The organism is Vibrio sp. Vb1127 (genome assembly GCF_033338735.1).
GTDB lineage: Bacteria > Pseudomonadota > Gammaproteobacteria > Enterobacterales > Vibrionaceae > Vibrio > Vibrio alginolyticus.
The window spans coordinates 37,061-60,538 of the sequence record NZ_JAWOTF010000019.1; the positions used below are offsets into that span (position 1 = coordinate 37,061).

The following is a 23,478-nucleotide window of genomic DNA, read 5'->3' on the forward strand; positions in this document are numbered from 1 at the left end:
AGCTCATGTCGGGCTTCACCTTCATTTCTGCTCTCTCTGTAATTCAAACATGCTCCATACCTAAAAGTATTTATTTAAGTATTTTTAGGTTGCCAAGTAAGGCTCAATAATCATGGAAGCAATCAGGTCAAAAACAAGATGAAACCGATTTTTGGCAGAGGTCCGTCTCTGCAATTACGTCTGTTTTTTGCTGTCATCGTGTCGGCGAGCTTAATGCTGGCTGATAGTCGTCTAGATACGTTTTCCAACGTCCGATACTTATTGAACAGTATGGTTGCGCCCATTCAATACGCAGCCAATTTGCCTCGCAGCATGTTCGATGGCGTATTTGAACGTTTTAATACTCGTCAGGCATTAGTTGAAGGCAATCGCAACTTAAAGCGAGAAGTGCTACGCCTGAAAAGCGAGCTGATCTTGCTCGATCAATATAAAGAAGAAAACCAACGTCTACGCAAATTGTTAGGCTCTTCATTTGTCCGGGATGAAAAGAAAGTCGTAACTGAAGTGATGGCAGTTGATACCTCACCTTACCGTCATCAAGTGGTGATTGATAAAGGACAAATAGACGGTGTGTACGTCGGACAGCCAGTGATCAACGAAAAAGGCATTGTTGGTCAGGTCACGTTTGTCGCAGCGCACAACGCACGTGTTCTGTTGCTAACGGATGCGAAAAATGCGATTCCTGTCCAGGTGATCCGTAACGATATTCGAGTGATCGCGTCGGGCAATGGTGAAATGGATGAAATCCAACTGGAGCACATTCCAACCAGTACTGATATTCAGGTTGGCGATCTACTGGTGACATCCGGCCTAGGTGGGATTTACCCAGAAGGGTACCCAGTCGCGACGGTTACCAATGTGGATCACGATACGCGCCAAGAATTTGCGTCAATCAAGGCTGAGCCAGTTGTAGAGTTTGATCGTTTACGTTACCTACTGCTGATTTGGCCGAATGAAGATCGTCAACACAAAGTGCTGCGATCCAATGTGGAAGAAGGGTTAGAGCAAGAAGAACAAGAGGTAACTGATGGCCAATAATGTAGTGAGTAGCCGAATGGTGATTGGTGTCAGTTTCTTCGTTGCGCTGGTGTTGCAAACCATTCCGTGGCCAGGTGTGTTAGATGTTTTACGTCCATCATGGTTGTTCCTTGTAACGTGTTATTGGGTGTTGGCACTGCCGCACCGAGTGAACGTTGGAACCGCGCTAGTACTGGGCTTATTATGGGATATCTTGATCGGTTCAACGCTTGGAATTCGCGGCATGATGATGTCGATTGTCATCTATCTGGTGGCGTTGAATTTCCTGTTGATTCGTAACATGGCATTGTGGCAACAGTCGATTTTAATTGCCTTTTTTACTGCGTTATTGGAAGTTTTGATATTCTGTGGGGAATATTTGAACCAGGACGTAGTATTTAATCCATTATCTCTGTGGACGGCGGCAATAAACTGTATACTTTGGCCATGGATGTTTTTATTAATGCGACGAGTTCGTCGTGCATGGCACGTAAGGTAAAGCGGTGAAGAAAAGCTTATCTCTCGTTCTCGCTTCGGGTTCTCCGAGAAGAAAAGAGCTGCTTGCTCAACTAGGTTATGACTTTGAGATCGTATTGCCTGATATTGAGGAAGCTAAACAGGCTCATGAGCAGGCACGAGAGTACGTGCTGCGTCTTTCTTTGGAAAAAGCTCAGGCAGGCTTAGCATTAGCTAAGCCTGATTCCGTTGTATTGGGCTCTGACACGGTCGTAGTATGTGATGACCGTGTGCTAGAAAAACCAAAAAGTTTTGAAGATTCAAAGCGTATGCTTACTGACTTATCCGGTCGTCGTCATCAAGTGATGACTGCGGTGAGCGTCGTATCATCGGAACAACAACATTCAGTGGTCGTCACCACTGACGTGTGGTTCAAACAACTGACTCACGAAGAAATCGAACAATATTGGCAGTCAGGAGAGCCATGCGATAAAGCTGGAAGTTATGGTATTCAGGGACTCGGAGGGCGATTTGTCACCCGAATCGAAGGCAGTTATCACGCTGTAGTAGGCTTACCTTTGTTCGAAACCGATCAGCTAATTCAAGAATTTTTATAATTGTTTTGAGGTGTGCACATGAGTGCAGAATTGCTGCTTAACGTGACCCCGAGTGAAACTCGTGTGGCCATGATTGAAGGTGGAGTACTACAAGAAATACATATCGAGCGCGAATCGCGTCGCGGCATTGTGGGCAATATATACAAAGGCAAAGTCAGCCGAGTACTGCCAGGTATGCAAGCGGCTTTCGTCGATATCGGTTTAGATAAAGCGGCGTTTTTACATGCGTCAGATATTGTCCCGCATACCGAATGTGTGGCAGAGAACGAAAAACAGCAGTTTCAAGTCCGTGATATCTCTGAGCTGGTACGTCAGGGACAAGACATTGTTGTACAAGTGGTCAAAGATCCGCTCGGCACGAAAGGCGCGCGTTTAACGACTGACATCACATTACCTTCACGTTATCTTGTCTTTATGCCGGGTGCCAGCCATGTTGGTGTCTCGCAGCGTATTGAGAGTGAGAAAGAGCGCGAGCGTCTGAAAAAAGTGGTGAACCATTACTGTGATGAGCACGGTGGTTTTATCATTCGTACCGCAGCGGAAGGCGCAGATGAAAAAGAGCTTTCTCAAGATGCGGCATTTCTTAAGCGCTTGTGGCTAAAAGTCATGGAGCGTCGTTCAAAATACAAGACGCGTTCAACGCTTTACGGTGAACTTGGTTTGGCCCAGCGTATTCTGCGTGATTTTGTCGGCACAGAGCTCGATAAAATCATGGTCGACTCCCGCCTCGAATATGAAAACCTGAAAGAATTCACTTCTGAGTATGTACCTGAGTTAACAGACAAGCTTGAGCTTTACGAAGGTGACAAGCCAATCTTTGACATGTACGACACCGAGAATGAAATTCAGCGCTCCTTAGAGCGCAAGGTTGAGCTAAAGTCGGGTGGCTATTTGATCATTGATCAAACTGAAGCTATGACAACTATCGACATCAACACTGGTGCATTTGTTGGTCGTCGTAATCTTGAAGAGACCATCTTTAATACCAACATTGAGGCAACGCAAGCTATTGCTCGTCAGCTGCGTTTGCGCAATCTCGGCGGCATCATCATTATCGACTTTATCGATATGGCGTCTGAAGAGCACCGTCAGCGAGTGCTCACCTCATTGGAAACCGCACTGGCTAAAGATCGAGTAAAAACCAACATCAACGGCTTTACTCAGCTCGGCTTAGTCGAGATGACGCGTAAGCGCACACGAGAAAGTATTGAACATATCTTGTGTTCTGGCTGTCCTACTTGTGAGGGCCGTGGCAGTGTGAAAACGGTTGAAACCGTGTGCTTTGAGATATTACGCGAGATTACTCGTGTAAACCGTGCTTACGACGCCGATAATTTTGTTGTGTACGCATCGCCGTTTGTCGCTGAAGCGCTGTTGGGTGATGAGTCTCATGCATTGGCTGAGCTCGAAGTATTTATTGGCAAGCAAGTGCGAGTTCAGGCTGAGCCCCTGTACATTCAGGAACAGTTTGACGTCGTAATGATGTAATTTGGAACATTTGTGAATTCTGGTGTTAACCGTTTTGGGCGTTTTTGTGCGTGGAGTTTAGTTACTGTACTGGTGTTATTGGCCATATTAGTAACCACACTGCGCGTCACATTGCCACAACTTAACCACTTCCAAGATGAGATCAAAACCTGGGTCAAGCAGGACACAGGTTTTGACTTTTCTATCGCCAACGTCGCAGGGACGTGGCGCAATAATCACCCCTCCATCGCGCTACTCGGTTTAGAAGCGAACCTGCCGAATATTCAGGATGCACGCTTTGCCGTTGAAGAAATCCAAATTGAATTCGATCTCATTCAATCTCTTTTGCAACTCAAACCGGTGGTCGCAGACCTCACCATCCATAACCTCGCTCTGGATATTCACACCGTAGACATTCTGCCGACCTCTAGTCGTCAAGAGCAGGAACCGAGTGTGGACAAGAGCGAAGTGAAGCTCATCGACCAACTCGACTCACTTCTTTTACGTCAGTTTGAAGACTTCACCATTACCGACTCACGGATTTGGTATAAATCGGTATCTGGTGAGACTCGCCGTTTAGATATCGAGCAGCTCCGTTGGAGCAACCAAGGCAAGCACCACTTAGCCGAAGGCACCGTGAACATTGCCGATGTTCGTCTGAATTCATTGTTAGTGAGCGCTAACTTTAAAGATCATGGTTCGCTACGTGATGTGTCTGGTGAGTTTTACGTAAGTGCCCAAGATGTCTCGGTGACGCCTTGGTTAACCACTTACATGCAAGAAGAATCGGGTGCTGAGTCGGGTAAGGTCAGCTTAAACACTTGGCTGACGCTGAAACACAGCCAACCGAATGATGCGTATGTTGAACTGTTGCCTTCTGAGCTGGTGTGGAATGAAAACGGTCGTCATGAGCTGTTTATCGAGTCAGGTATTTTCAATCTTCGACCAGATAAACAAGGTTGGAAAGTAAATGGTCACTCACTTCGGATCCGAACCGACAACACCCCTTGGCCGGAATTAGACGCAGCGTTTGATTGGCAACCGAATGGTTGGACGCTCAACCTTTCTCAACTCGATATAGAAGCACTTATTCCGCTCATCAAATTGGCTCCAGAGTCGGAATCGACCAGTGACCTTATCAACAAATTGGCACCGAAAGGCCGAGTTGAAGATGTTCGCTTGTCCATGAACGGTGGTTTAGACACGTTACGCTACTCCGCGGAACTGGATGAACTTGCAATGACGCAATGGGAACTGCTACCAGGATTCCATCATGTACAGGGCAGTGTATCTGGTGATTTAGATCAGGCAAAAGCGAAAGTAACCGTCATTGATGATGTATTTCCGTACGGCGATGTATTTCAAGCTCCGCTGAATATCAAACAAGGTGAAGTCGATATTATCTGGCAACAAGATGAGAGCGGCTGGCGCTTGTGGTCTGATAAAGTGACGGCAGCGACACCAGATCTTCAAGTACTAGGAGCATTCCGTCTTGATTTTCCAAAAGAACAAAGCCCATTTTTATCGTTTTATGCTGAAGCAGATCTCTATAACGCAGGTGAAACATGGCGTTACCTGCCGACTCTGGCACTCGGACAAGACTTAACGGATTACCTATCGACTGCGATTCAAGGTGGTAAAGTGAATACGGCTAAGCTGCTGTGGTATGGCGAGTTAGGGGATTTTCCTTACAAAGATCATAATGGCATGTTTCAGGCGTGGGTCGGTTTAAAAGACGCGAAATTTAGCTTTGATACGGCGTGGCCAACCATCACTGATCTGCAGCTGGACTTGCTGTTTGAAAATGATGCCATGTATTTGGATTCAAAGTCCGCTACGCTAAATGGTGTTCATGCCAAGCGTATTACTGGGCGAATCCCTGAGTTGGCGGAAGGTGGACACATTGAGATTGAAGCCAAAGCGAGCGCGCCGGGCAATGAAGTTCGTGACTACATGATGGCGACGCCATTGGTGGACTCGGTCGGGGCAGCGTTGACGGCGCTGCAAGTGAGTGGTCCGGTTTACTCTGAGTTCCAGCTCAACATTCCGTTTGATTTTGAAAAAGAGTCCCGTGCTTGGGGTTATGCCGATTTAACAGAAAACCGTGTCGATATTGAAGCGCCGCCAATGACGCTGGAGAAAGCCACAGGGCGTATCCACTTCGATAATGATGTGGTCACCACATCGGGTTTGTCTGCAGAGTTGCTTACCCAGCCTATCTCCCTCGATTTTCATGGTGAGAGTGCGGAACAGGGCTACAATGTGACGATTAACACATTAGGGGATTGGGACGTTGAGCCTCTCAAACCTTATGTTGGCGAGCGTTGGCTAAAGCTTGTTTCTGGGCATGCGCCGTGGCAAATGGACATTGACTTACAACTTAATGATGTAGGCTTCACCTATCAACTTGATGTGTTGGCGCAGCTAAATCGTTTAGCGAGTCAATATCCCTATCCGCTAGCGAAACAAGTTGGCGAGTCCGGGCAAGCAAAACTACAGGCATCCGGCAACCAAGAAAGTATTTCAGCAAGACTACAGATACCAAATGTTAAGTATCAAACCGAGATAGATATAACTGGCGATGTACCTGTTCTGACGGCGACTCATTTAATGGTCGGCAAAGGTGGTTTCAGGATCAGCCCTATTGTCGGACACGATGCATCAGTGCGTGTCGGGGAGCTTAATTTAGACCAGTGGGCAGAGCTGGTTCAGGGCTCAGAAAGCAAGCCGTCATCGTCTGTTTTGGCAAGCATGAAGACGCCGAGTATTCCATTGCCGACACGGATTGATGTTGAAACGCCTAACTTGCAGCTTGGTGGAATTGAGTTTCATGATGTGGACTTCTCCGCAAGCAAAAAGAATTTGAGCTGGCAACTCGATGTGGACAGTCAAGAGGTTAAAGGTAAGGCTAACTATCTGAAGCCGTATGACTTATCGGTCTCTTTGGAGCACTTGCACCTGTATATTCCAGGGTTTGAAGAGATGACCAAAGAGCGCAGCTCGCTCTTTGCCAGTGAAGACCAAAACGCGCCTTTGATTACCAATTTTGACCGCCAGTTTCACGCTGAGATGCCAAACTTAACTTTGAACATCGATGATTTTTGGTTGCAAGGTTACAAAGTGGGGAAGGTGAATGTTGATTTGCAGCGTCGCGAGAACCGTTTGGAGTGGAAAAATATCACCTTTAGCAGCGGCAAAAACCGTATTGATATGAGCGGTTGGTGGGACCTGACAAAAGAGAGTAGCCATTCCAACTTAACCATGAAAATGAAAGGTGATAACAACACTGATCTTATGGAGCGCTTTGGTATCACATCGGGTATTCAGCAGGCACCATTTGAGATCAATGCCAATATGGAATGGGACGGCGCGCCTTGGTCGATGAAGACACAAACCTTGCAAGGGAATGTCTCAACGGAATTTGGTAAAGGCGTGATCAGTGAAGTCAGTGGTGCGGCACGCTTGTTAGGTTTGTTCAGCTTGGATTCTATCATCCGTAAGATGCAGCTCGATTTTACCGACGTATTCGATAAAGGCATGGCGTTTAACTCGATCACGGGCACGGGCAAAATCCAAGATGGCGTGTTTATCACCAACGATATCGTGATGGATGCCTTAGCAGGAGAAATGCAGATCCGCGGCATCGCCAATATGAACAGCAGAATGGTCGATGCGGAAGTGAAGTTCACCCCAGACATCACATCAGGCCTACCAATGCTGACCGCGTTTGCAGTAGCGCCACAAACCGCGTTGTATGTTTTAGCCATTTCAACAGTGATTTCTCCGGTGGTTGAGGTCTTCACTCAAGTCAATTATGAAGTGAAAGGTCCACTAGATTCACCAACGGTGAAAGAAATTTCGCGAAGTAAAGGTGAATACAAACTGCCAGAAAAGCTGCGTGAACAGGCCAAATAACTCACCGACTAAAATGGAATAAGGAGGAAACACATGGAACGTGTTGGCATTATTCAAATGACATCGGGTCCAGATATCACTGCGAATCTGGACTTTATTGAAAAACAGTGTGCTTTGGCGAGTAAGCAAGGTGCCAAGCTTGTCCTTACCCCTGAAAATACGGTGCTGTTTGCCAACCGCGAAGCGTACCATCAACATGCAGAGCCACTTGGGAGTGGCGTGATTCAACAGCGGCTCTCTGAAATCGCAAGAAAGAACCAGTTAACACTGATTGTAGGAAGCATGCCCATTCAAACTGCAAAAGGTGTCACGACCACAACACTGGTATTACCGCCGCACGGTAAATGCATTGCTCACTATGACAAACTGCACATGTTTGATGTCGACGTAGCCGATGGTTATGGTAGTTATCGTGAGTCGGATACGTTTATGGCGGGTAATCAAATAGTCGTGGCGGAAACCGATATCGGCAGCGTTGGATTGAGCATCTGTTACGATCTTCGTTTCCCTGAGCTTTATAAAGTATTACGCCAAGAAGGCGCGGATATCATTGTGGTGCCTGCTGCGTTTACCGCTGTGACGGGGCAAGCTCACTGGGAAGTATTATTGCGAGCTAGAGCGATTGAGACACAATGTTGGATTTTGGCAAGCGGACAAACTGGAACGCATCCATGTGGACGAAAAACATGGGGACACTCAATGGTCGTTGACCCTTGGGGACGTATCCATAAACAGCTTCAGGATGAAGTAGGTTTATTGGTGACGGAGATAGATTTGTCACAAAGCCAACAAGTAAGGCAGAATATGCCGCTGACTCAACACAGTCGCTTTCAAAATGAATTGAGACGGAAATAAAAGAGCTAACTATGAGCACAAACCAAATAGAACAGGCACTCCTTGCCCCAAATGGTCTGACAGAACAAGACATTGCTGACACGCTTGCCAGCATTGCGACGCGCCAGATCGATTATGCGGACATTTACTTTCAGTCCAGCTGGCATGAGTCTCTGGTTCTAGAAGACAGCATCATCAAAGATGGCTCTTTTAACATTGATTGTGGTGTTGGTGTCCGTGCAGTAACTGGCGAGAAAACAGGCTTTGCCTACTCTGATCAAATCCAGCCTGAAGGCCTGAAGCAGAGTGCAATGGCGGCGCGCGGTATTGCTCAGCAAGGGCAAAATGGCAAAGTCCAAGCGTTTAAACGCACCGAAAACCAAGCGTACTACGCGGCTGTGAATCCACTAGCTGAATGGGAAAAGCAGCAAAAAACAGAATTACTCAAATCTCTAGATGCTTACATCCGCACTAAAGAACCATTGATTAAAGAAGTTTCGATCAGCATCAGCGGTGTGCATGAGCAGATGCTTGTTGCGGCAACAGACGGTACTTATGCAGGCGATATTCGTCCTTTGGTGCGTTTGTCTATTAGCGTGCTCGCTCAAAAAGGTGAACGACGTGAACGAGGTAGCGCTGGTGGCGGTGGCCGTTTCGGTTACGATTTCTTTTTAACGGAAAGCAATGGTATGAAACAAGCTTTCCATTACGCAGACGAAGCGATTCGAATGGCGTTAATCAACCTTGAAGCAGAAGCCGCACCAGCAGGCATGATGCCAGTGGTATTAGGCTCAGGTTGGCCAGGCGTGTTGCTACACGAAGCGGTAGGTCATGGCCTAGAAGGTGACTTTAACCGCAAAGAGTCGTCAGTGTTCTCTGGAAAAATGGGTCAACAAGTGACGTCTTCACTATGTACCATCGTCGATGATGGCACGTTAAAAGACCTTCGTGGTTCATTGAATGTGGATGATGAAGGGGTAAACGGCCAGTACAACACGCTTATCGAAAATGGTGTGCTGAAAGGTTACATGCAAGACAAGCTAAACGCGCGGTTAATGGGTGTGAACCCAACAGGTAACGGTCGTCGTGAATCGTATGCACACTTGCCAATGCCTCGTATGACCAACACCTACATGCTTCCAGGTGAACATACGCCAGAAGAAATTATCTCGACGGTCGAGAAAGGGTTGTATGCGCCAAACTTTGGTGGCGGCCAGGTGGACATTACTTCGGGTAAGTTTGTGTTCTCTGCATCGGAAGCGTACTTGATTGAAAACGGTAAAATTACGCGCCCTGTTAAAGGTGCGACGTTGATTGGCTCAGGTATCGAAGCAATGCAGCAAGTGTCTATGGTCGGTAACGACCTAAGTATCGACAAGGGCGTTGGCGTATGTGGTAAAGCAGGTCAAAGTGTGCCAGTTGGTGTTGGTCAGCCGACCTTGAAGCTGGACTCACTGACAGTGGGTGGCACGGAGTAACTCAGTCGAATCGTTATAAAAAGAGCGCTCATTAGAGCGCTCTTTTGCTTTGTGAGTCGGTGTCAATTACAGGTTTTCTTCAGCAAATTCCGCCAAGCGGCTACGAACCACGCCGTTGAGGTGAATATTTGCGCTGCCTTCAAAGTTCTTGAAGCGCTCAACCATGTACGTCAATCCTGATGTCACTGGGGTGAGGTAATGAGAGTCAATCTGCGCCAAGTTACCGGAGCAGACGATTTTGGTTCCTTCGCCACAGCGGGTAATGATGGTTTTGATTTGTGATGCAGTGAGGTTTTGACACTCATCAAGCAGTACAAACGCATTTTGAATCGAACGGCCACGCATAAAGTTGATCGATTTAAATTGAATGTTGGCTTTATCGCAGATGTACTTCAATGAGCCTTCAGTGCAGTGATCGTGTTTATGTAGTGCTTCCAAGGTATCGGTCACCGCCGCTAACCACGGCATCATTTTCTCCTCTTCGGAGCCGGGTAAGAAGCCGATGGATTCACCGATATCTGGCGTGTTACGTGTTACGATAATTTTATCGAACATGCTTTTTTCAATGGTTTGCTCCAATGCTGCTGCCATTGCCAGTAATGTCTTACCACTACCCGCTGCACCCGTTAGAATCACCAAGTCAATTTCTGGATCGAGTAAGGCATCTAACGCCATTCCCTGGTAGATATTTTTAGGTGTGATGTCCCAAGCCTTACGATGCATTAGACGTTCGCGGCTCAGGTCGAGAAGCGTTAGCTTGTCTTCATTGATGGTTTCTACGCGACCAGCAAAGTCACTGTCTTCATCAATAACGTATTGGTTGATAAAGGTTGGGTCGAAGGGTTCGCGACTGAGTTTGTGGTAAGTTTTTCCGCCCAGTGCATAGCTTTCTACTTCCTCAATACCGCTCCAGAAATCACCTTCACGCAATTGAAAGCCTTTGGTTAGGTATTGAATGTCGTCAATCAGTTGGTCGGTTCTATAGTCCTCAACAAAGCGTACACCAGCCCCTTTGGCTCGCAGACGCATGTTGATGTCTTTCGTGATCAGTACCACTTCACGTGGTGCACGTTTATTTTGCAGATAAAGCACCGCGTTGAGAATACGGTTGTCACCGGCCTTGTCGGCGAAGGCTTTGACGGTTTCCTGCAGTTCAAAATCCGCCAAAATGGAAATGGTACCTTGGTCGGGGTTGTCTTTAGAAACAGGAATACCTTCAGAGATTTCATCTGGCGTTGCTTCTTTAAACAAATCTTCCAAGGTGCGAATAGCTACGCGCGCATCTCTTGCAACGTCGCGCTTGCTGTCTTTGATTCGGTCGAGTTCTTCCAACACGGTCATGGGGATAACGACATCGTGTTCTTGGAAAGAGAAGATGGCAAAGGGTTCATGAAGAAGAATGTTGGTATCGAGTACAAACAGTTTCCGATCGGTATCGCCCATAGCGTCTCCTTGCCGTAGTACGGCTCTGCATGCGAGTTGTTAGGTCGTTTCCAAATAGGTGTGAAGTGACCTAACTCTGATTGCTTGCAATAGAGGTTGTCGGGCTGATGTCGGCTAGTGTGCAACCGAGTAGCAAGACAACTTACTGCAAACCCGTGTTGATCCTAATCGTGTACTAACGCGCTTAAATCATATGCAATGGTTTTAAACGCCCCTCATTAGAAGTATACGTAATATTTACGTTCTACAACTTAATAATTGGCATGAGTATTTTACAATTTGATTGCATTTAGAGTTTGGGAAAAAAAGTTTCTGCTTGGTGCGGTTTCGGCGTGACCTAAATCACAGCTTCAAGTAAGATTAGCGACCTTTTTCTGCGTATAGGCTACGTCCGATTTATCATGTTGAGCTGGCTTAAAAAATACTCAGTTCATACTGGAATGACGAATGCTATCGGCATAGCAGAAGCCAGAATCAGATCTAAACTATTATCCATGCCTACGGGCATGAGTAGACCAACAAGAAATACGAATCAAGAACTAATAACGAGGTAGTCAATTCATGACATTTGCTTTGGGGCAGCGCTGGATTAGCGATACGGAAAGCGATTTAGGTTTAGGTACCGTTGTAGCAATGGATGCTCGTACTGTGACATTGATGTTTGCAGCGTCAGAGGAAAACCGAGTTTACGCACGTAACGATGCACCTGTTACCCGAGTCACCTTTAATGTTGGGGATGTCATCGATTGCCAAGAAGGTTGGTCTCTAAAAGTAGAAGAAGTACTGGAAGATGAAGGTCTTTACACCTATTTCGGTACTCGTGAAGACACGCAAGAAACCGCTGTTGTTCTGCGTGAGATTTTTCTTAGCAACCAAATTCGTTTTAACAAACCTCAAGATAAGTTGTACGCCGGTCAAATCGACCGTATGGACAACTTTGTTCTGCGTTACCGTGCGCTAACCAACCAGTTTGAGCAGCATAAGAGCCCAATGCGTGGCCTATGTGGTATGCGTGCAGGTTTGATCCCTCATCAGCTTTACATCGCGCACGAAGTTGGCCGTCGTCACGCGCCACGCGTCTTGTTGGCGGATGAGGTAGGTTTGGGTAAAACCATCGAAGCGGGCATGATCATCCACCAACAAGTTCTGTCTGGTCGTGCCGAACGCATTTTGATTGTGGTGCCTGAAACACTGCAGCATCAATGGCTGGTTGAGATGATGCGTCGTTTCAATCTGCATTTCTCTATCTTTGACGAAGAGCGCTGTATCGAAGCTTTTGCGGATGCAGAAAACCCATTTGATACTCAGCAATATGTGCTGTGTTCTTTGGATTTCCTACGCAAGAGCCGCAAGCGTTTTGAACAAGCACTGGAAGGTGAATGGGACCTACTGGTCGTCGATGAAGCGCATCACCTTGAATGGAGCCAAGATAAACCGAGCCGTGAATACCAAGTGGTAGAAGGCTTGGCTGAACGTACTCCAGGTGTGTTGCTACTGACTGCAACGCCAGAGCAGCTTGGTCGTGAGAGTCACTTTGCTCGTCTGCGTTTGTTGGATCCAGACCGCTTCTATGATTACGAAGCGTTCGTTGAGGAAGAAGAGCAATACGCGCCCGTAGCAGATGCGATTACTTCACTCTTTTCCGGTGAAAAGCTACCTAATGAAGCAAAAAACCAGATCACTGAGTTGTTGTCTGAACAAGACGTAGAACCACTTTTCCGTATTATCGAAAGTGAAGCGGACGAAGAAGCTAAAGCGTCGGCACGCCAAGAGCTGATCGATAACTTGATGGATCGTCATGGTACAGGGCGTGTTCTGTTCCGTAATACGCGCGCGGCCATCAAAGGCTTCCCTACGCGTAACGTGCATCTGATGCCAATGGATATTCCACCGCAATACACTACATCAATGCGTGTTGCTGGGATGATTGGCGGTAAGATGAGTTCTGAAGCACGTGCGATGAAGAACCTTTACCCGGAAGAAATTTTCCAAGAATTTGAAGGCGATGACGCGAGCTGGTGGCAGTTTGACTCGCGTGTGAATTGGTTGCTTGAAAAAGTAAAAGAGAAGCGCAGCGAGAAAATCCTCGTGATTGCTTCTCGTGCGAGTACCGCGCTGCAATTGGAGCAAGCACTGCGTGAGCGTGAAGGTATCCGCGCCACCGTTTTCCACGAAGGTATGTCGATTCTTGAACGTGACAAAGCGGCGGCTTACTTTGCGCAAGAAGAAGGTGGAGCACAAGTTCTTATCTGTAGCGAAATCGGCTCTGAAGGTCGTAACTTCCAGTTTGCCAACCAACTTGTCATGTTCGACTTGCCATTCAACCCAGACTTGCTTGAGCAACGTATTGGTCGTTTGGACCGTATCGGTCAAAATCGCGATATCGACATTCATGTTCCTTACCTGAAAGGCACATCGCAAGCGATCTTAGCACGTTGGTTCGATGAAGGCCTGAACGCTTTTGCGGAAACCTGCCCAACAGGCCGTGCTGTTTACGATAAGTACTCCGATGATCTGATTGAAATTCTTGCCTCTGGTGATACCAGCACGCTAGATGAGATCATTGAAGCGTCAGCAAAAATGAATAAAGAGCTGAAATCCCAATTGGAGCAAGGCCGTGATCGCCTATTAGAAATGCATTCGAATGGCGGGGAAAAAGCACAACAAATCGTTGAGAAAATTGAATCAACTGACGGCGATACCAATCTGGTCACCTTCGCACTTTCTCTTTTTGACACGATTGGCCTGAATCAAGACGATAAAGGTGAAAACGCCCTGATTGTGACCCCATCTGAGCACATGATGGTGCCAAGCTACCCAGGTCTGCCATACGAAGGAGCGACGATCACGTTTGATCGTGATACAGCGTTATCTCGTGAAGATATGCACTTTATCAGTTGGGAACACCCAATGATCCAGGGTGGTATCGATCTTCTTATGAGTGAAGGGGTGGGGACGTCTGCGGTATCTCTATTGAAAAACAAAGCGTTACCAGTCGGGACTATTCTTCTTGAGTTGATTTACGCGGTAGATGCGCAAGCGCCAAAACGCAGTGGTATCGCGCGCTTCTTACCGAAAACGCCAATCCGTTTAATGATGGACTCGCGTGGTAATGATTTGTCTGCTCAAGTGGAGTTTGAAAGCTTTAACCGCCAGCTCAGCCCTGTAAACCGTCACTTAGGTAGCAAGTTGGTTACGTCGGTACAGAAAGACGTACACCGCTTAATTGAAGCTGGTGATGTTCTTATTGAAGAGAAGGTCGAAGAAGTACGCAAGCAAGCTCATCAAGATATGCAGCATAGTTTGAATGCAGAACTTGAGCGTTTGCAAGCACTGAAAGCGGTGAACCCAAATATTCGTGACGAAGAAATTGAAGCTATCGACGCACAAATTAAAGAGCTTACTGGTTATATCAACCAAGCTCAGGTTCAGCTCGACTCGCTGCGTTTGATTGTGGTGAGCCACAACTAAGTAAGTATTTATTGCTCATTAAAAAAGGTCTTCAGTTGAAGACCTTTTTCTTTATTTACGGTTTAGTTTCTTTATGCGGAATGCATTAATCACTGATAGCTATCTCATTTACATCAACCACTTCCACCAGATAAATACAGCCAAGAAGCCAAACAAGTAAATCAGGCCTGCAATCGACAACCACTTTAGTTTAGGTCCAACAGCCAAAGGCTCAGGTAACTCAGTTTTGCTCACTAAGGTGTAATTTAGCAGAGCAAAGAATGGCGTGGTCATAAAGGCGAGAATCATCGCAAAGTTCAGCATAGGCAATAACGCAGAAGCCCAGAAAACCACAATACCTAATGCAAGTAAGGAGACTACCAGCATGATCGCTGAAGTGGTTTTAGGGTTAGTGTCTGGTTGTGAGCGCAGTAGGCGTTGAGAATCCGAAATAACGCGCGAATAGCCATCAATAACGGTAATCGTGCTGCCAAAGATACAGAAAAACGCAATTACCGCGATTAAGTAACGAGACCATTCGCCAATCGTTGCCGCATATAAGCCAACCAATTGGTGGGAGAAGCCAACGCCAGAGCTTTCAAGCGCAACGCCAGAACCATAAAGCATCAAAGAGCCTAGAGATACAAAGATAATGGCAAGAAACGCCGTGCCAATATAACCGACATTAAAGTCAAATAGAGCAGAGCGGTATGTTACTTCTTGCTGGCTTGATTGGCGTTTTAGCCACGCTGAGGTTAAACAGGAGATCTCTATCGGTGCAGGCATCCACCCCATTGTCACGACGATAAAACCAATAGCCGCAATAGACCAAGGTGACGGCGGCTCGAAGTTGGCTACTTGCTCAACAGGGTTACCAAAGGCGATAGAAACAGCGAGTAAAGTCGCGATGGTTAACACCGACATGATCACCTTAGATAGCGTATCGAGCGCTTTGTAATGGCCAGCAAATAATATGATCAGGCAGGTGACAATCACAATGATGCTGAGTGATGCCATTGATAGTGAAAACGGAATGAAGTAGCCCAGCAAGCTAGCGCTAAACATCAACAAAGCGGCGGTATTGATGACGGCCGATACCACGCTAAGAAATAGAAATAGCCATAGATAAGGCCGACCTAATTTCGCGTAGCCCTCAACCAAGGTGAGCCCTGTCCCCATGGTGTACTGTACGCCCGCTCGGAAAAAAGGGTATTTAAACAGGTTTACGAGCAGAATCAGTGCAGCCAATTGCCAACCATAAATCGCACCAGCCTTGGTTGATGCCACGAGGTGAGAGCCACCGACCGCAGCAGATGCCATTAATATGCCGGGGCCTAGTGAACGAAAAAATAAGGAAAGTTTGGATTGGGGTTTATCTATAACGGCGGAGTCCATTGCTTATTGTCCTTTTTATCTTATGTATCTTTCTAAAGAGATACATACCGCAGTACATGACAAACTGAGCGCTCGCCCTATACTGCGCAACGGTAATGTCTTTTAAATGCTGTGTTTTGGTGTATTTATTTTAAGTATTCTTTGCGAATACCATGCTGTGTGCATCTAGCACTCTATTCAGTTATGCGTCTTGTTGTCAAACTAAATTTACAACGTGCTATTTTTAGTTTTTATGCTAAAGGATTGACTTTGTTTTATTGGGTTGAACTTTTCTTCAGAATCCTGCATCTGGGTGCTATTTGGGTATATAATCGCGGCGTTTTTATTTTGTAGAGATCTCCCATGGCAATGCTTGAATATACCCCTCCCACCGACCCTTGGGTTGATATCGTTTTTGAGGATGACGACATTCTGGCAGTGAATAAGCCATCAGGGCTGCTGTCTGTCCCTGGTCGCCTTGCAGAGCATTACGACAGCATGTGGAGCCGCCTCAAAGAGTTGCATCCAGAAATTCAAGTTGTGCATCGCTTGGATATGTCGACATCAGGGTTGATGCTGCTGGCGAAAAACAAACCCGCGGAGCGAGCATTAAAAAAGCAGTTCCAATATCGCCTCACTCACAAGGTGTATTACGCACGTGTTTGGGGGCATGTTGAGTCGCAAGAAGGGAATATTGATCTTCCATTAATTTGTGATTGGCCAAATCGTCCACGACAAAAAGTATGTTTTGACGACGGCAAACCATCTCAAACTTTATTCCAAGTAGTGAAGCGTGAAGTGCACCCTGATGGCACCCATACGACCGTTGTGCGACTACTGCCCATTACTGGTCGATCGCATCAGTTACGCGTGCATTTGATGGCGATTGGTCATGCGATTGTGGGTGATGAGTTTTATGCAAGCGAAGAGGCGTATCAGTTTTCAGAACGTTTAGAGTTGCACGCTGCGGAGCTAAGTTTTTATCATCCAGCTACGGATCAGCTGAGCAGTATTTTTGTACCCTGTGACTTTTATTCTGAAGCCGAGGCGATGATCTTTAACTATTTTTCGCCAGAGCGTACATTGCCTGATTATAAAACGTTGCCACACCCTTAATGCCAATTGCACTCAACAGCGGTTCTTTCTAGTTCGCTATTTTTGGCTATTTCGTTACTGTGGTTGATGTATCCTGTCTTTCAGCCGTGAACAAGGAGTTGTTATGTCTTTGCCAAGCATCGTATTTTTAGATCGAGCGACCATCCCAGAACATATTGAGATCCCACGACCTGGCTTTCCGCACCACTGGCGTGAGTACGACCTAACTGCGCCTGGGCAGGTAATAGAAAGGTTAGCAGATGCCGATATCGTGATTAGCAATAAAGTCCTGCTTGACCAACATGTATTAGAGCAACTACCAAAATTACGGATGATCGCGGTTGCCGCAACTGGTTTTAACAACGTCGATGTGAACTACTGTGCTAATCATGATATTGCGGTTGCTAATGTACGTGGTTACGCGACGCGTTCGGTGCCCGAGCACGTGATGGCAATGTTATTCGCTTTAAGACGGAATTTATTTGGGTACCACCAAGATATTGCCGCAGGTGAGTGGCAGCGTAACCAGCAGTTTTGTTTTTTTACTCACCCAATCGGGGATATTGGTGGTAGCACGTTAGGTGTTGTTGGTAGTGGGGCACTAGGGCAAGCGACGGCGAATCTGGCTCAAGCGTTAGGAATGACCGTCTTGTTTTCTGAGCGTAAAGGGGCGGCAGAATGTAGACCAGGTTATGTGCCGTTTGAGGAAGTATTAAAACGCTCCGATGCGCTGACTTTGCATTGCCCGCTCAACGATCATACTCAGAATTTAATTGGTCAAGCAGAGTTGCAACAAATGAAGTCCAACGCCATTTTGATTAATACAGGGCGTGGAGGTTTGGTGGATGAGAGCGCGCTGGTGGATGCCTTAAAACAGCAAGAAATTGCAGCGGCTGGTTTTGATGTTTTTACACAAGAACCGGCTGATGAGAGCAATCCGCTGATTGCCAATATGAGTTTACCTAATTTGTTACTGACACCGCATGTTGCATGGGGCAGCGACTCATCTATCCAACGTTTAGCGGAAATCCTGATTGAGAACATTAACGCTTTCGAGCGCGGAGACCGCGTTAATCGCTTAGTGTAACGCTGACTGTAAAACCAAAGATAAAAAAGCAGACATTGACGTCTGCTTTTTGCGTTTAAATCGAATGCTCATTGCTTGAGCCGTCGAATTAAAACTCTTCTTCGTTTAGACCTTTAAGGATCTGAAAGATTTCGCGGTACGCTTTTGCTGGTTTCCCAGCTTTTTTCTCTTTCGCTGCTTGGCGAGCAAGTTGGCGTAGACGCTGACGATCCGCTTCTGGGTACATTTCCATTACGTCATCAATGGCTTTGTCACCTTCTTCCACTACGCGATCACGCAACGCTTCAAGTTTGTGGAATACCGCCGTTAATTGAGAGTGCTTATTACGAATTTTATCCAGTGCGGCTTGGATTGGCTCTGGATCTTCGTAACGCATCAATTTACCAATACGTTGTAATTGGCGACGACGCGCTTCATTTTTAAAACGTTGCGCGTCAGCAATTGCTTCTCGCAAATCTTCACTCAATGGAAACTTTTCTAGAACTGAAGGTTTGAGGCCGACAAGCTCCTCACCTAGCTTTTGCAGTTCTTCCATGTCTCGCTTCATCTCGGATTTACTTACCCAGATGATCTCTTCTTCTGGTTCCCATGGCGCTTTTTGATTCTTACGTGCCATTTCAGTTGCCTGTGTTTTGATTAATATTATGACTATTTTAACAAGAATCATGGGGAGAAAGCGAAATTCTTGTTATCCTATTGTTCATCAAAGACAAGATGTGAAAGACAATGGATATTAAACAGCAGGTTGCTGAGCAACGTACCGAGCTAGAGCAAGCCGTCGCAAGAGCCTTAAAGCTTGCATCGGCAAAATCTGACGCCGCCGAAGTCGCAATTACTAAAAGCACTGGTTTAAGTGTTTCAACTCGTATGGGTGAAGTAGAAAATGTCGAGTTCAACAGCGATGGTGCGCTGGGCATTACCGTTTACCGAGGTCAACGCAAAGGCAGTGCTTCCACGTCTGATTTAAGTGAAGCTGCGATCGAGCAAACCGTTATAGCGGCGCTAGATATTGCACATTACACATCTGAAGACCCATTTGCAGGCCCTGCAGCGAAAGAATACATGGTGCAAGAGATCCCTGAGCTTGATCTTTTCCACCCTGACGCACCCGATCCAGACTATGCTGCCAATGTGGCGATTGCAGCAGAAAAAGAGGCGCTAAGTTATAACAGTGCAATCAAACAAAGTGATGGCGCGAGTTATGATAGTCATTACGGCGTGAAAGTGTATGGCAATAGCCATGGCTTATTAGCTAGTTATGCGTCTAGCCGCCATAGTACTAGCTGTTGTGTAATTGGCGTTGGTCAAAACGGCGAGATGGAACGTGATTACAGCTACACCGTGGCACGTCATCGTGATGACTTATGGACCCCAGAAACGGTGGGTCGTAAGGCGGCAGAGAATACGGTTAACCGCTTAGATGCGCAGCGTCTAAAAACAGGTCAATACCCAATCATGTTTGCGGCTGATGTTGCGACAGGCTTGATTGGCCATCTCGTTATGGCGATCAGCGGTGGTAACCTGTACCGAAAATCTTCTTTCTTACTTGACCATCTAGGCAAACAAGTGCTTCCTGAATGGTTCAATATCTCAGAACGTCCGCATGTATTGCGTGGTTTGGCATCAAGTCCATTCGATAGTGAAGGTGTGTACACTCAAGACCGTGAGATCATTACCGACGGTGTGCTAACAACTTATCTGTTAACCAGTTATGCCGCACGTAAAATGAAGATGACGCCGACAGGTCACGCTGGTGGGATTCATAACTGGTACGTGAAGTCGACAGGCCAAAACTTCGAACAAATGCTTAAAGAGCTCGGTACTGGTCTTCTAGTGACAGAAGTCATGGGACAAGGTGTGAACGTGGTAACGGGGGATTACTCTCGCGGTGCCGCAGGCTTCTGGGTTGAGAATGGCGAAATCCAATACCCAGTATCAGAAATTACCATCGCAGGTAATCTAAAAGACATGTTCACCAAGATTGTGGCGGTTGGTAGTGATATTGAAACGCGCTCACAAATCCAAACGGGCTCTATCCTACTGGATACCATGAAAGTGGCGGGTGAATAAGCTTTTCTAGCAATTCAGAATCAAAAAAGCCTGATGTGTTCATCAGGCTTTTTCGTTTTTTCTGTTAGGTAATCAGTATTGTGGCAAGCCCTAAGAAGACAGATAAACCAATCACATCCGTCACCGTCGTTAATGCCATACCACCAGCTAAAGCAGGATCGATGTTCATTTTTTTCAATAGGATTGGAATCGTTACTCCTGCAATACCTGCGACCAATAAGTTGGTCAGCATGGCGGCGGAAATGATTCCTCCGAGCATCCAGTTACCTTTCCAAGCAACAACAATACCACCAATAATCAGCGCCCACATGATACCGTTGAGTAAGCCGATCGAAGCTTCTTTCATTAACAGTTCGCGTTTGTTTGAGTCACCGATATGACCAAGAGCAAGACCACGAATCACTAGTGCGACGGTTTGGTTACCAGCGACACCACCCATGGACGGAACAATCGTCATCAATACTGCAATGGCCGCCATTTGATCTAATGTGGCCTCAAACATATTAGAAACGGAAGCAGCAGCAAGGGCGGCTAATACGTTAGCGCCAAGCCAGATACTGCGTTTGCGAGCTGATTTTACAACAGGCGCGAAAGTATCTTCGTCATCGTCCATACCCGCCATACTCATCATCGAGTGTTCCGCGTCTTCACGAATAACGTCAACCACGTCATCGATGGTGATACGACCGACCAAATGCAAGTTTTCATCAACAACAGGTGCAGATACCCAATTACGGCGCTCGAACAGACTCGCAACATCTGAGTCGCTAGTATCGACGGTGATGGCCTCGTCCGCGTCTTCCATTACATCAATGATTTTTACGTCTGGCTGAGTGGTAATAAGCGTCGTGATCGGCAGTTCACCGATGAGCTTACTCTCTTCATCGATCACATACAGGGCATCCGTAGCTTCTGGAAGCTCGCCTTTCATACGTAGATAACGCAAAACTACGTCCACATCGACGTCACCACGAATTGTGATGACGTCGGTGTTCATCAGTCCACCCGCAGTGTCTTCTGGGTAGGATAGGGCGGTTTCGACCCGTAGACGGTCAGAGGAGTCCATTTGCGACAGGACTTCGCGTGACAGGTTGTCAGGCAAGCTACGCAGTACGTAAGCCACGTCATCGGTATCCATGCCTTCTGTCGCTTCTGCAAGCGCTTCTGGTGCCATTTTGGATACGAGGCTGTCTTTGACGTCTTCGTTCAGCTCGTCAAGGATTTCACCATAATCTTCAGGGTCGGTGAGTTGCCAAAGAACTTCACGGCTCTTACGTGGGGAGGCTTCTAAAAGGTGAGCGATATCCTCAGGTTCCATGTCCTGTAATTGACGACGAACATGGACGAAGCGGCCATTTTCTAGCGCTTCTGTGACTTCTTGGAGGGCTTGGTGAGCTTGGTCGAATTCAATTTGCTCTGCCATTCATTCCTCCCAATTCCTGATATTTACAATGCGTTGAATAATAACTTAATTCTAGGCGCCTTTTAATAACAACTTATGATACTAAGCAAATTTATTTATTAGGTCAGGGAAGAGAAAGATAATGGGAGGTAAGAAAAAAGCGAGTAAACTACTCGCCTTCATCAAATTTATCTTCGATCAAATGGCAAACGGCATCCAGTGCTTCTTCCGCTTGCCCACCCGTTGCGTGGATCGTGACGTATTGTCCTTGAGCGGACTCTAGCATTAACAGGCCCATTACGCTGTCTGCTGTGGCGGTTTTGTCTTCTTCATTGTCGATGGTGATGACCGCTTCAAAGCTCTGTGCCAGTTCGACCAGTTTGACTGCTGCACGAGCATGTAACCCAAGGCGGTTTTGAATCAATACTTTACGACTTAACTCCACGGCTACTCCTTAGCGTTTTTCTCTAGTGAGGTATGGCGAATTTGTACTTGGTGTCCTTTGTTGGAGAAGTATTCACCGATTTGCTGAGTTAAGTACACCGAGCGGTGCTTACCACCAGTACAACCGATTGCAACGGTCAGGTAGCTGCGGTTGTTTTTCTCAAGCAGAGGTAACCAATTCTCTATAAAGCTTTCAATTTGATATTTCAAACTTAACACCGATTGGTGTTGCTCTAAAAATGCGGCGATAGGAGCATCCAGACCTGTAAGCGGGCGTAGTGCTGGTTCCCAATGTGGGTTAGGTAAGAAGCGAACGTCGAATACGTAATCGGCATCGGAAGGCAGGCCGTATTTAAAACCAAAAGACTCAAATACCATAACGAGCCCTTTGCGATCTCTGCCTTCAACGCGCATACGCACGGTTTCACTCAATTCATGCAAAGACTGCCCACTACTATTTAGGACCAGATCTGCATGCGCTTTGAGTGGCGTCAAAATTTGCTTCTCACGCTCGATGGCTTGATCGAGCGAGAGGGAGGTGCCACCTAAAGATAACGGGTGAATTCGGCGTGTTTCGCTGTAGCGTTTGAGTAGCGTTTCTTTATTAGCGTCCAAGAAAAGCACGGTCACATCAAGCTCAGTTTTTAACTGTTCTAGTGTACTCGTCAGTTCTTTTAGCTTTTTAGGAATATTACGAATATCAATGCTGACTGCAACATTCTGTTTGCTGTCAGCAACAGAATGAACAAATGCGTCCAGCAAGTTAACTGGCAGGTTATCAACACAGTAGTAACCTAAGTCTTCCAGTACACGAAGCGCAATACTTTTACCGGCACCTGAGTGCCCGCTAACAACGATTAGTCGCATGGAGTTAGTCCTGCTTATTGGTGAATCATGATGTCGTAAAGTTCTTCATCACTCTGAGCATTACGCAGTAGTTTTAATACTTGCTTATCGCTCAGACGTTCTGCCATAGAGGATAGAGTCTTGAGGTGCTCTTTGCACTGTTCTTCTGGTACAAGGAGCGCAAAAAGAAGATCGACAGGTCGATTGTCAATCGCATCAAATTCGATTGCTTCATCACATTGCAGTAAGACAGCAATGGCCTTGTCGCTTGATTGCATTCTCGCGTGAGGGATCGCAATACCGTTTCCGATACCGGTACTGCCCATTTTTTCTCTATTGAGCATGCATTCGAACAGCTCGGTAGAATCTTGGCCCGTTTGATCAGCCACGATACGGCTGATCATTTCAAGGGCGCGTTTTTTACTCGTGCAGTGGACCGCACTTTTGGTGCAGTCCAATGACAGTATTTCGCTCAGTTGCATG

At 46.6% G+C, this 23,478-nt stretch carries 18 protein-coding genes; 11 read left to right on the plus strand and 7 right to left on the minus strand.

All coding sequences use genetic code 11. From position 1 onward, the window contains the following. Positions 1–138: 138 nt before the first annotated feature. The 7 genes from mreC to tldD are packed head-to-tail and all read left to right on the plus strand — an operon-like array spanning position 139 to position 9,784. Positions 139–1,038, plus strand: coding sequence for a rod shape-determining protein MreC (gene mreC, locus R7H07_RS19360; RefSeq protein WP_046873599.1), 900 nt, complete (start codon positions 139–141; stop codon positions 1,036–1,038). Then, on the plus strand, positions 1,028–1,516 hold the full coding sequence (gene mreD / locus R7H07_RS19365; protein ID WP_012841380.1) for a rod shape-determining protein MreD: 489 nt from the start codon (positions 1,028–1,030) through the stop codon (positions 1,514–1,516). Before mreC ends, mreD begins: the two co-directional genes overlap by 11 nt. A gap of 4 nt (positions 1,517–1,520) precedes the next feature. After that, positions 1,521–2,090: a Maf family protein gene (locus R7H07_RS19370; RefSeq protein ID WP_048626847.1), complete on the plus strand. Its 570-nt coding sequence runs from the start codon at positions 1,521–1,523 to the stop codon at positions 2,088–2,090. 18 nt (positions 2,091–2,108) lie between these two features. Continuing rightward, complete coding sequence (gene rng / locus R7H07_RS19375; RefSeq protein WP_005381138.1) at positions 2,109–3,578, plus strand: ribonuclease G; 1,470 nt, start codon at positions 2,109–2,111, stop codon at positions 3,576–3,578. Between the two features lie 12 nt (positions 3,579–3,590). Continuing rightward, on the plus strand, positions 3,591–7,472 hold the full coding sequence (locus R7H07_RS19380) for a YhdP family protein (protein WP_206959932.1): 3,882 nt from the start codon (positions 3,591–3,593) through the stop codon (positions 7,470–7,472). Positions 7,473–7,505: 33 nt separating this feature from the next. Then, a complete protein-coding gene (locus R7H07_RS19385) occupies positions 7,506–8,327 on the plus strand; it encodes a carbon-nitrogen hydrolase family protein (protein WP_085344285.1) in 822 nt (273 codons plus the stop codon). A gap of 11 nt (positions 8,328–8,338) precedes the next feature. After that, entirely contained in the window at positions 8,339–9,784 is a 1,446-nt protein-coding gene (gene tldD, locus R7H07_RS19390; protein ID WP_065274895.1) for a metalloprotease TldD, read from the plus strand. A gap of 66 nt (positions 9,785–9,850) precedes the next feature. Here the strand turns inward: tldD and R7H07_RS19395 are convergent, their stop codons facing one another. Further along, on the minus strand, positions 9,851–11,227 hold the full coding sequence (locus tag R7H07_RS19395; protein ID WP_005381133.1) for a PhoH family protein: 1,377 nt from the start codon (positions 11,225–11,227) through the stop codon (positions 9,851–9,853). A gap of 561 nt (positions 11,228–11,788) precedes the next feature. On the opposite strand from R7H07_RS19395, the gene rapA reads away from it, so the two are divergent. Next, positions 11,789–14,698 (plus strand): RNA polymerase-associated protein RapA, encoded by a 2,910-nt coding sequence (rapA, locus tag R7H07_RS19400; RefSeq protein WP_005388434.1) that lies wholly within the window; start codon positions 11,789–11,791, stop codon positions 14,696–14,698. A gap of 108 nt (positions 14,699–14,806) precedes the next feature. Here rapA and R7H07_RS19405 read toward each other — a convergent pair whose 3' ends face one another. Beyond that, a complete protein-coding gene (locus R7H07_RS19405) occupies positions 14,807–16,072 on the minus strand; it encodes an NRAMP family divalent metal transporter (protein ID WP_005381130.1) in 1,266 nt (421 codons plus the stop codon). A gap of 342 nt (positions 16,073–16,414) precedes the next feature. On the opposite strand from R7H07_RS19405, the gene R7H07_RS19410 reads away from it, so the two are divergent. Next, complete coding sequence (locus R7H07_RS19410) at positions 16,415–17,167, plus strand: pseudouridine synthase (protein WP_005381128.1); 753 nt, start codon at positions 16,415–16,417, stop codon at positions 17,165–17,167. Positions 17,168–17,270: 103 nt separating this feature from the next. Further along, positions 17,271–18,233: a D-2-hydroxyacid dehydrogenase gene (locus tag R7H07_RS19415; RefSeq protein ID WP_065274893.1), complete on the plus strand. Its 963-nt coding sequence runs from the start codon at positions 17,271–17,273 to the stop codon at positions 18,231–18,233. 88 nt (positions 18,234–18,321) lie between these two features. Here the strand turns inward: R7H07_RS19415 and yjgA are convergent, their stop codons facing one another. Beyond that, the gene (gene yjgA, locus R7H07_RS19420; protein ID WP_005381124.1) at positions 18,322–18,849 is read right to left on the minus strand and encodes a ribosome biogenesis factor YjgA; all 528 of its coding nucleotides are present in this window, start codon (positions 18,847–18,849) and stop codon (positions 18,322–18,324) included. 110 nt (positions 18,850–18,959) lie between these two features. Between yjgA and pmbA the strand changes: the two genes are divergently transcribed. After that, entirely contained in the window at positions 18,960–20,303 is a 1,344-nt protein-coding gene (pmbA, locus tag R7H07_RS19425) for a metalloprotease PmbA (protein WP_065274892.1), read from the plus strand. Positions 20,304–20,367: 64 nt separating this feature from the next. Here the strand turns inward: pmbA and mgtE are convergent, their stop codons facing one another. From mgtE to ptsN, 4 genes are all read right to left on the minus strand, one after another. Beyond that, entirely contained in the window at positions 20,368–21,726 is a 1,359-nt protein-coding gene (gene mgtE, locus R7H07_RS19430) for a magnesium transporter (RefSeq protein WP_005381121.1), read from the minus strand. Between the two features lie 148 nt (positions 21,727–21,874). Continuing rightward, positions 21,875–22,150: an HPr family phosphocarrier protein gene (locus tag R7H07_RS19435; protein WP_005381120.1), complete on the minus strand. Its 276-nt coding sequence runs from the start codon at positions 22,148–22,150 to the stop codon at positions 21,875–21,877. 2 nt (positions 22,151–22,152) lie between these two features. Further along, positions 22,153–23,016 carry an RNase adapter RapZ gene (rapZ, locus tag R7H07_RS19440; RefSeq protein WP_054577138.1) on the minus strand — a complete coding sequence of 288 codons (864 nt, stop codon included), beginning with the start codon at positions 23,014–23,016 and terminating at the stop codon, positions 22,153–22,155. Between the two features lie 14 nt (positions 23,017–23,030). After that, the gene (ptsN, locus tag R7H07_RS19445; protein ID WP_005381116.1) at positions 23,031–23,477 is read right to left on the minus strand and encodes a PTS IIA-like nitrogen regulatory protein PtsN; all 447 of its coding nucleotides are present in this window, start codon (positions 23,475–23,477) and stop codon (positions 23,031–23,033) included. Between the last annotated feature and the right edge of the window lies 1 nt (position 23,478).

What these genes read in the sequence shown, in the direction of transcription:
- mreC (WP_046873599.1), top strand. Translation starts at nt 139, where the DNA reads ATGAAACCGATTTTTGGCAGAGGTCCGTCTCTGCAATTACGTCTGTTT.
- mreD (WP_012841380.1), top strand. Translation starts at nt 1,028, where the DNA reads ATGGCCAATAATGTAGTGAGTAGCCGAATGGTGATTGGTGTCAGTTTC.
- rng (WP_005381138.1), top strand. Translation starts at nt 2,109, where the DNA reads ATGAGTGCAGAATTGCTGCTTAACGTGACCCCGAGTGAAACTCGTGTG.
- R7H07_RS19385 (WP_085344285.1), top strand. Translation starts at nt 7,506, where the DNA reads ATGGAACGTGTTGGCATTATTCAAATGACATCGGGTCCAGATATCACT.
- tldD (WP_065274895.1), top strand. Translation starts at nt 8,339, where the DNA reads ATGAGCACAAACCAAATAGAACAGGCACTCCTTGCCCCAAATGGTCTG.
- R7H07_RS19395 (WP_005381133.1), bottom strand. Translation starts at nt 11,227, where the DNA reads ATGGGCGATACCGATCGGAAACTGTTTGTACTCGATACCAACATTCTT.
- rapA (WP_005388434.1), top strand. Translation starts at nt 11,789, where the DNA reads ATGACATTTGCTTTGGGGCAGCGCTGGATTAGCGATACGGAAAGCGAT.
- R7H07_RS19405 (WP_005381130.1), bottom strand. Translation starts at nt 16,072, where the DNA reads ATGGACTCCGCCGTTATAGATAAACCCCAATCCAAACTTTCCTTATTT.
- R7H07_RS19410 (WP_005381128.1), top strand. Translation starts at nt 16,415, where the DNA reads ATGGCAATGCTTGAATATACCCCTCCCACCGACCCTTGGGTTGATATC.
- R7H07_RS19415 (WP_065274893.1), top strand. Translation starts at nt 17,271, where the DNA reads ATGTCTTTGCCAAGCATCGTATTTTTAGATCGAGCGACCATCCCAGAA.
- yjgA (WP_005381124.1), bottom strand. Translation starts at nt 18,849, where the DNA reads ATGGCACGTAAGAATCAAAAAGCGCCATGGGAACCAGAAGAAGAGATC.
- pmbA (WP_065274892.1), top strand. Translation starts at nt 18,960, where the DNA reads ATGGATATTAAACAGCAGGTTGCTGAGCAACGTACCGAGCTAGAGCAA.
- mgtE (WP_005381121.1), bottom strand. Translation starts at nt 21,726, where the DNA reads ATGGCAGAGCAAATTGAATTCGACCAAGCTCACCAAGCCCTCCAAGAA.
- rapZ (WP_054577138.1), bottom strand. Translation starts at nt 23,016, where the DNA reads ATGCGACTAATCGTTGTTAGCGGGCACTCAGGTGCCGGTAAAAGTATT.
- ptsN (WP_005381116.1), bottom strand. Translation starts at nt 23,477, where the DNA reads ATGCAACTGAGCGAAATACTGTCATTGGACTGCACCAAAAGTGCGGTC.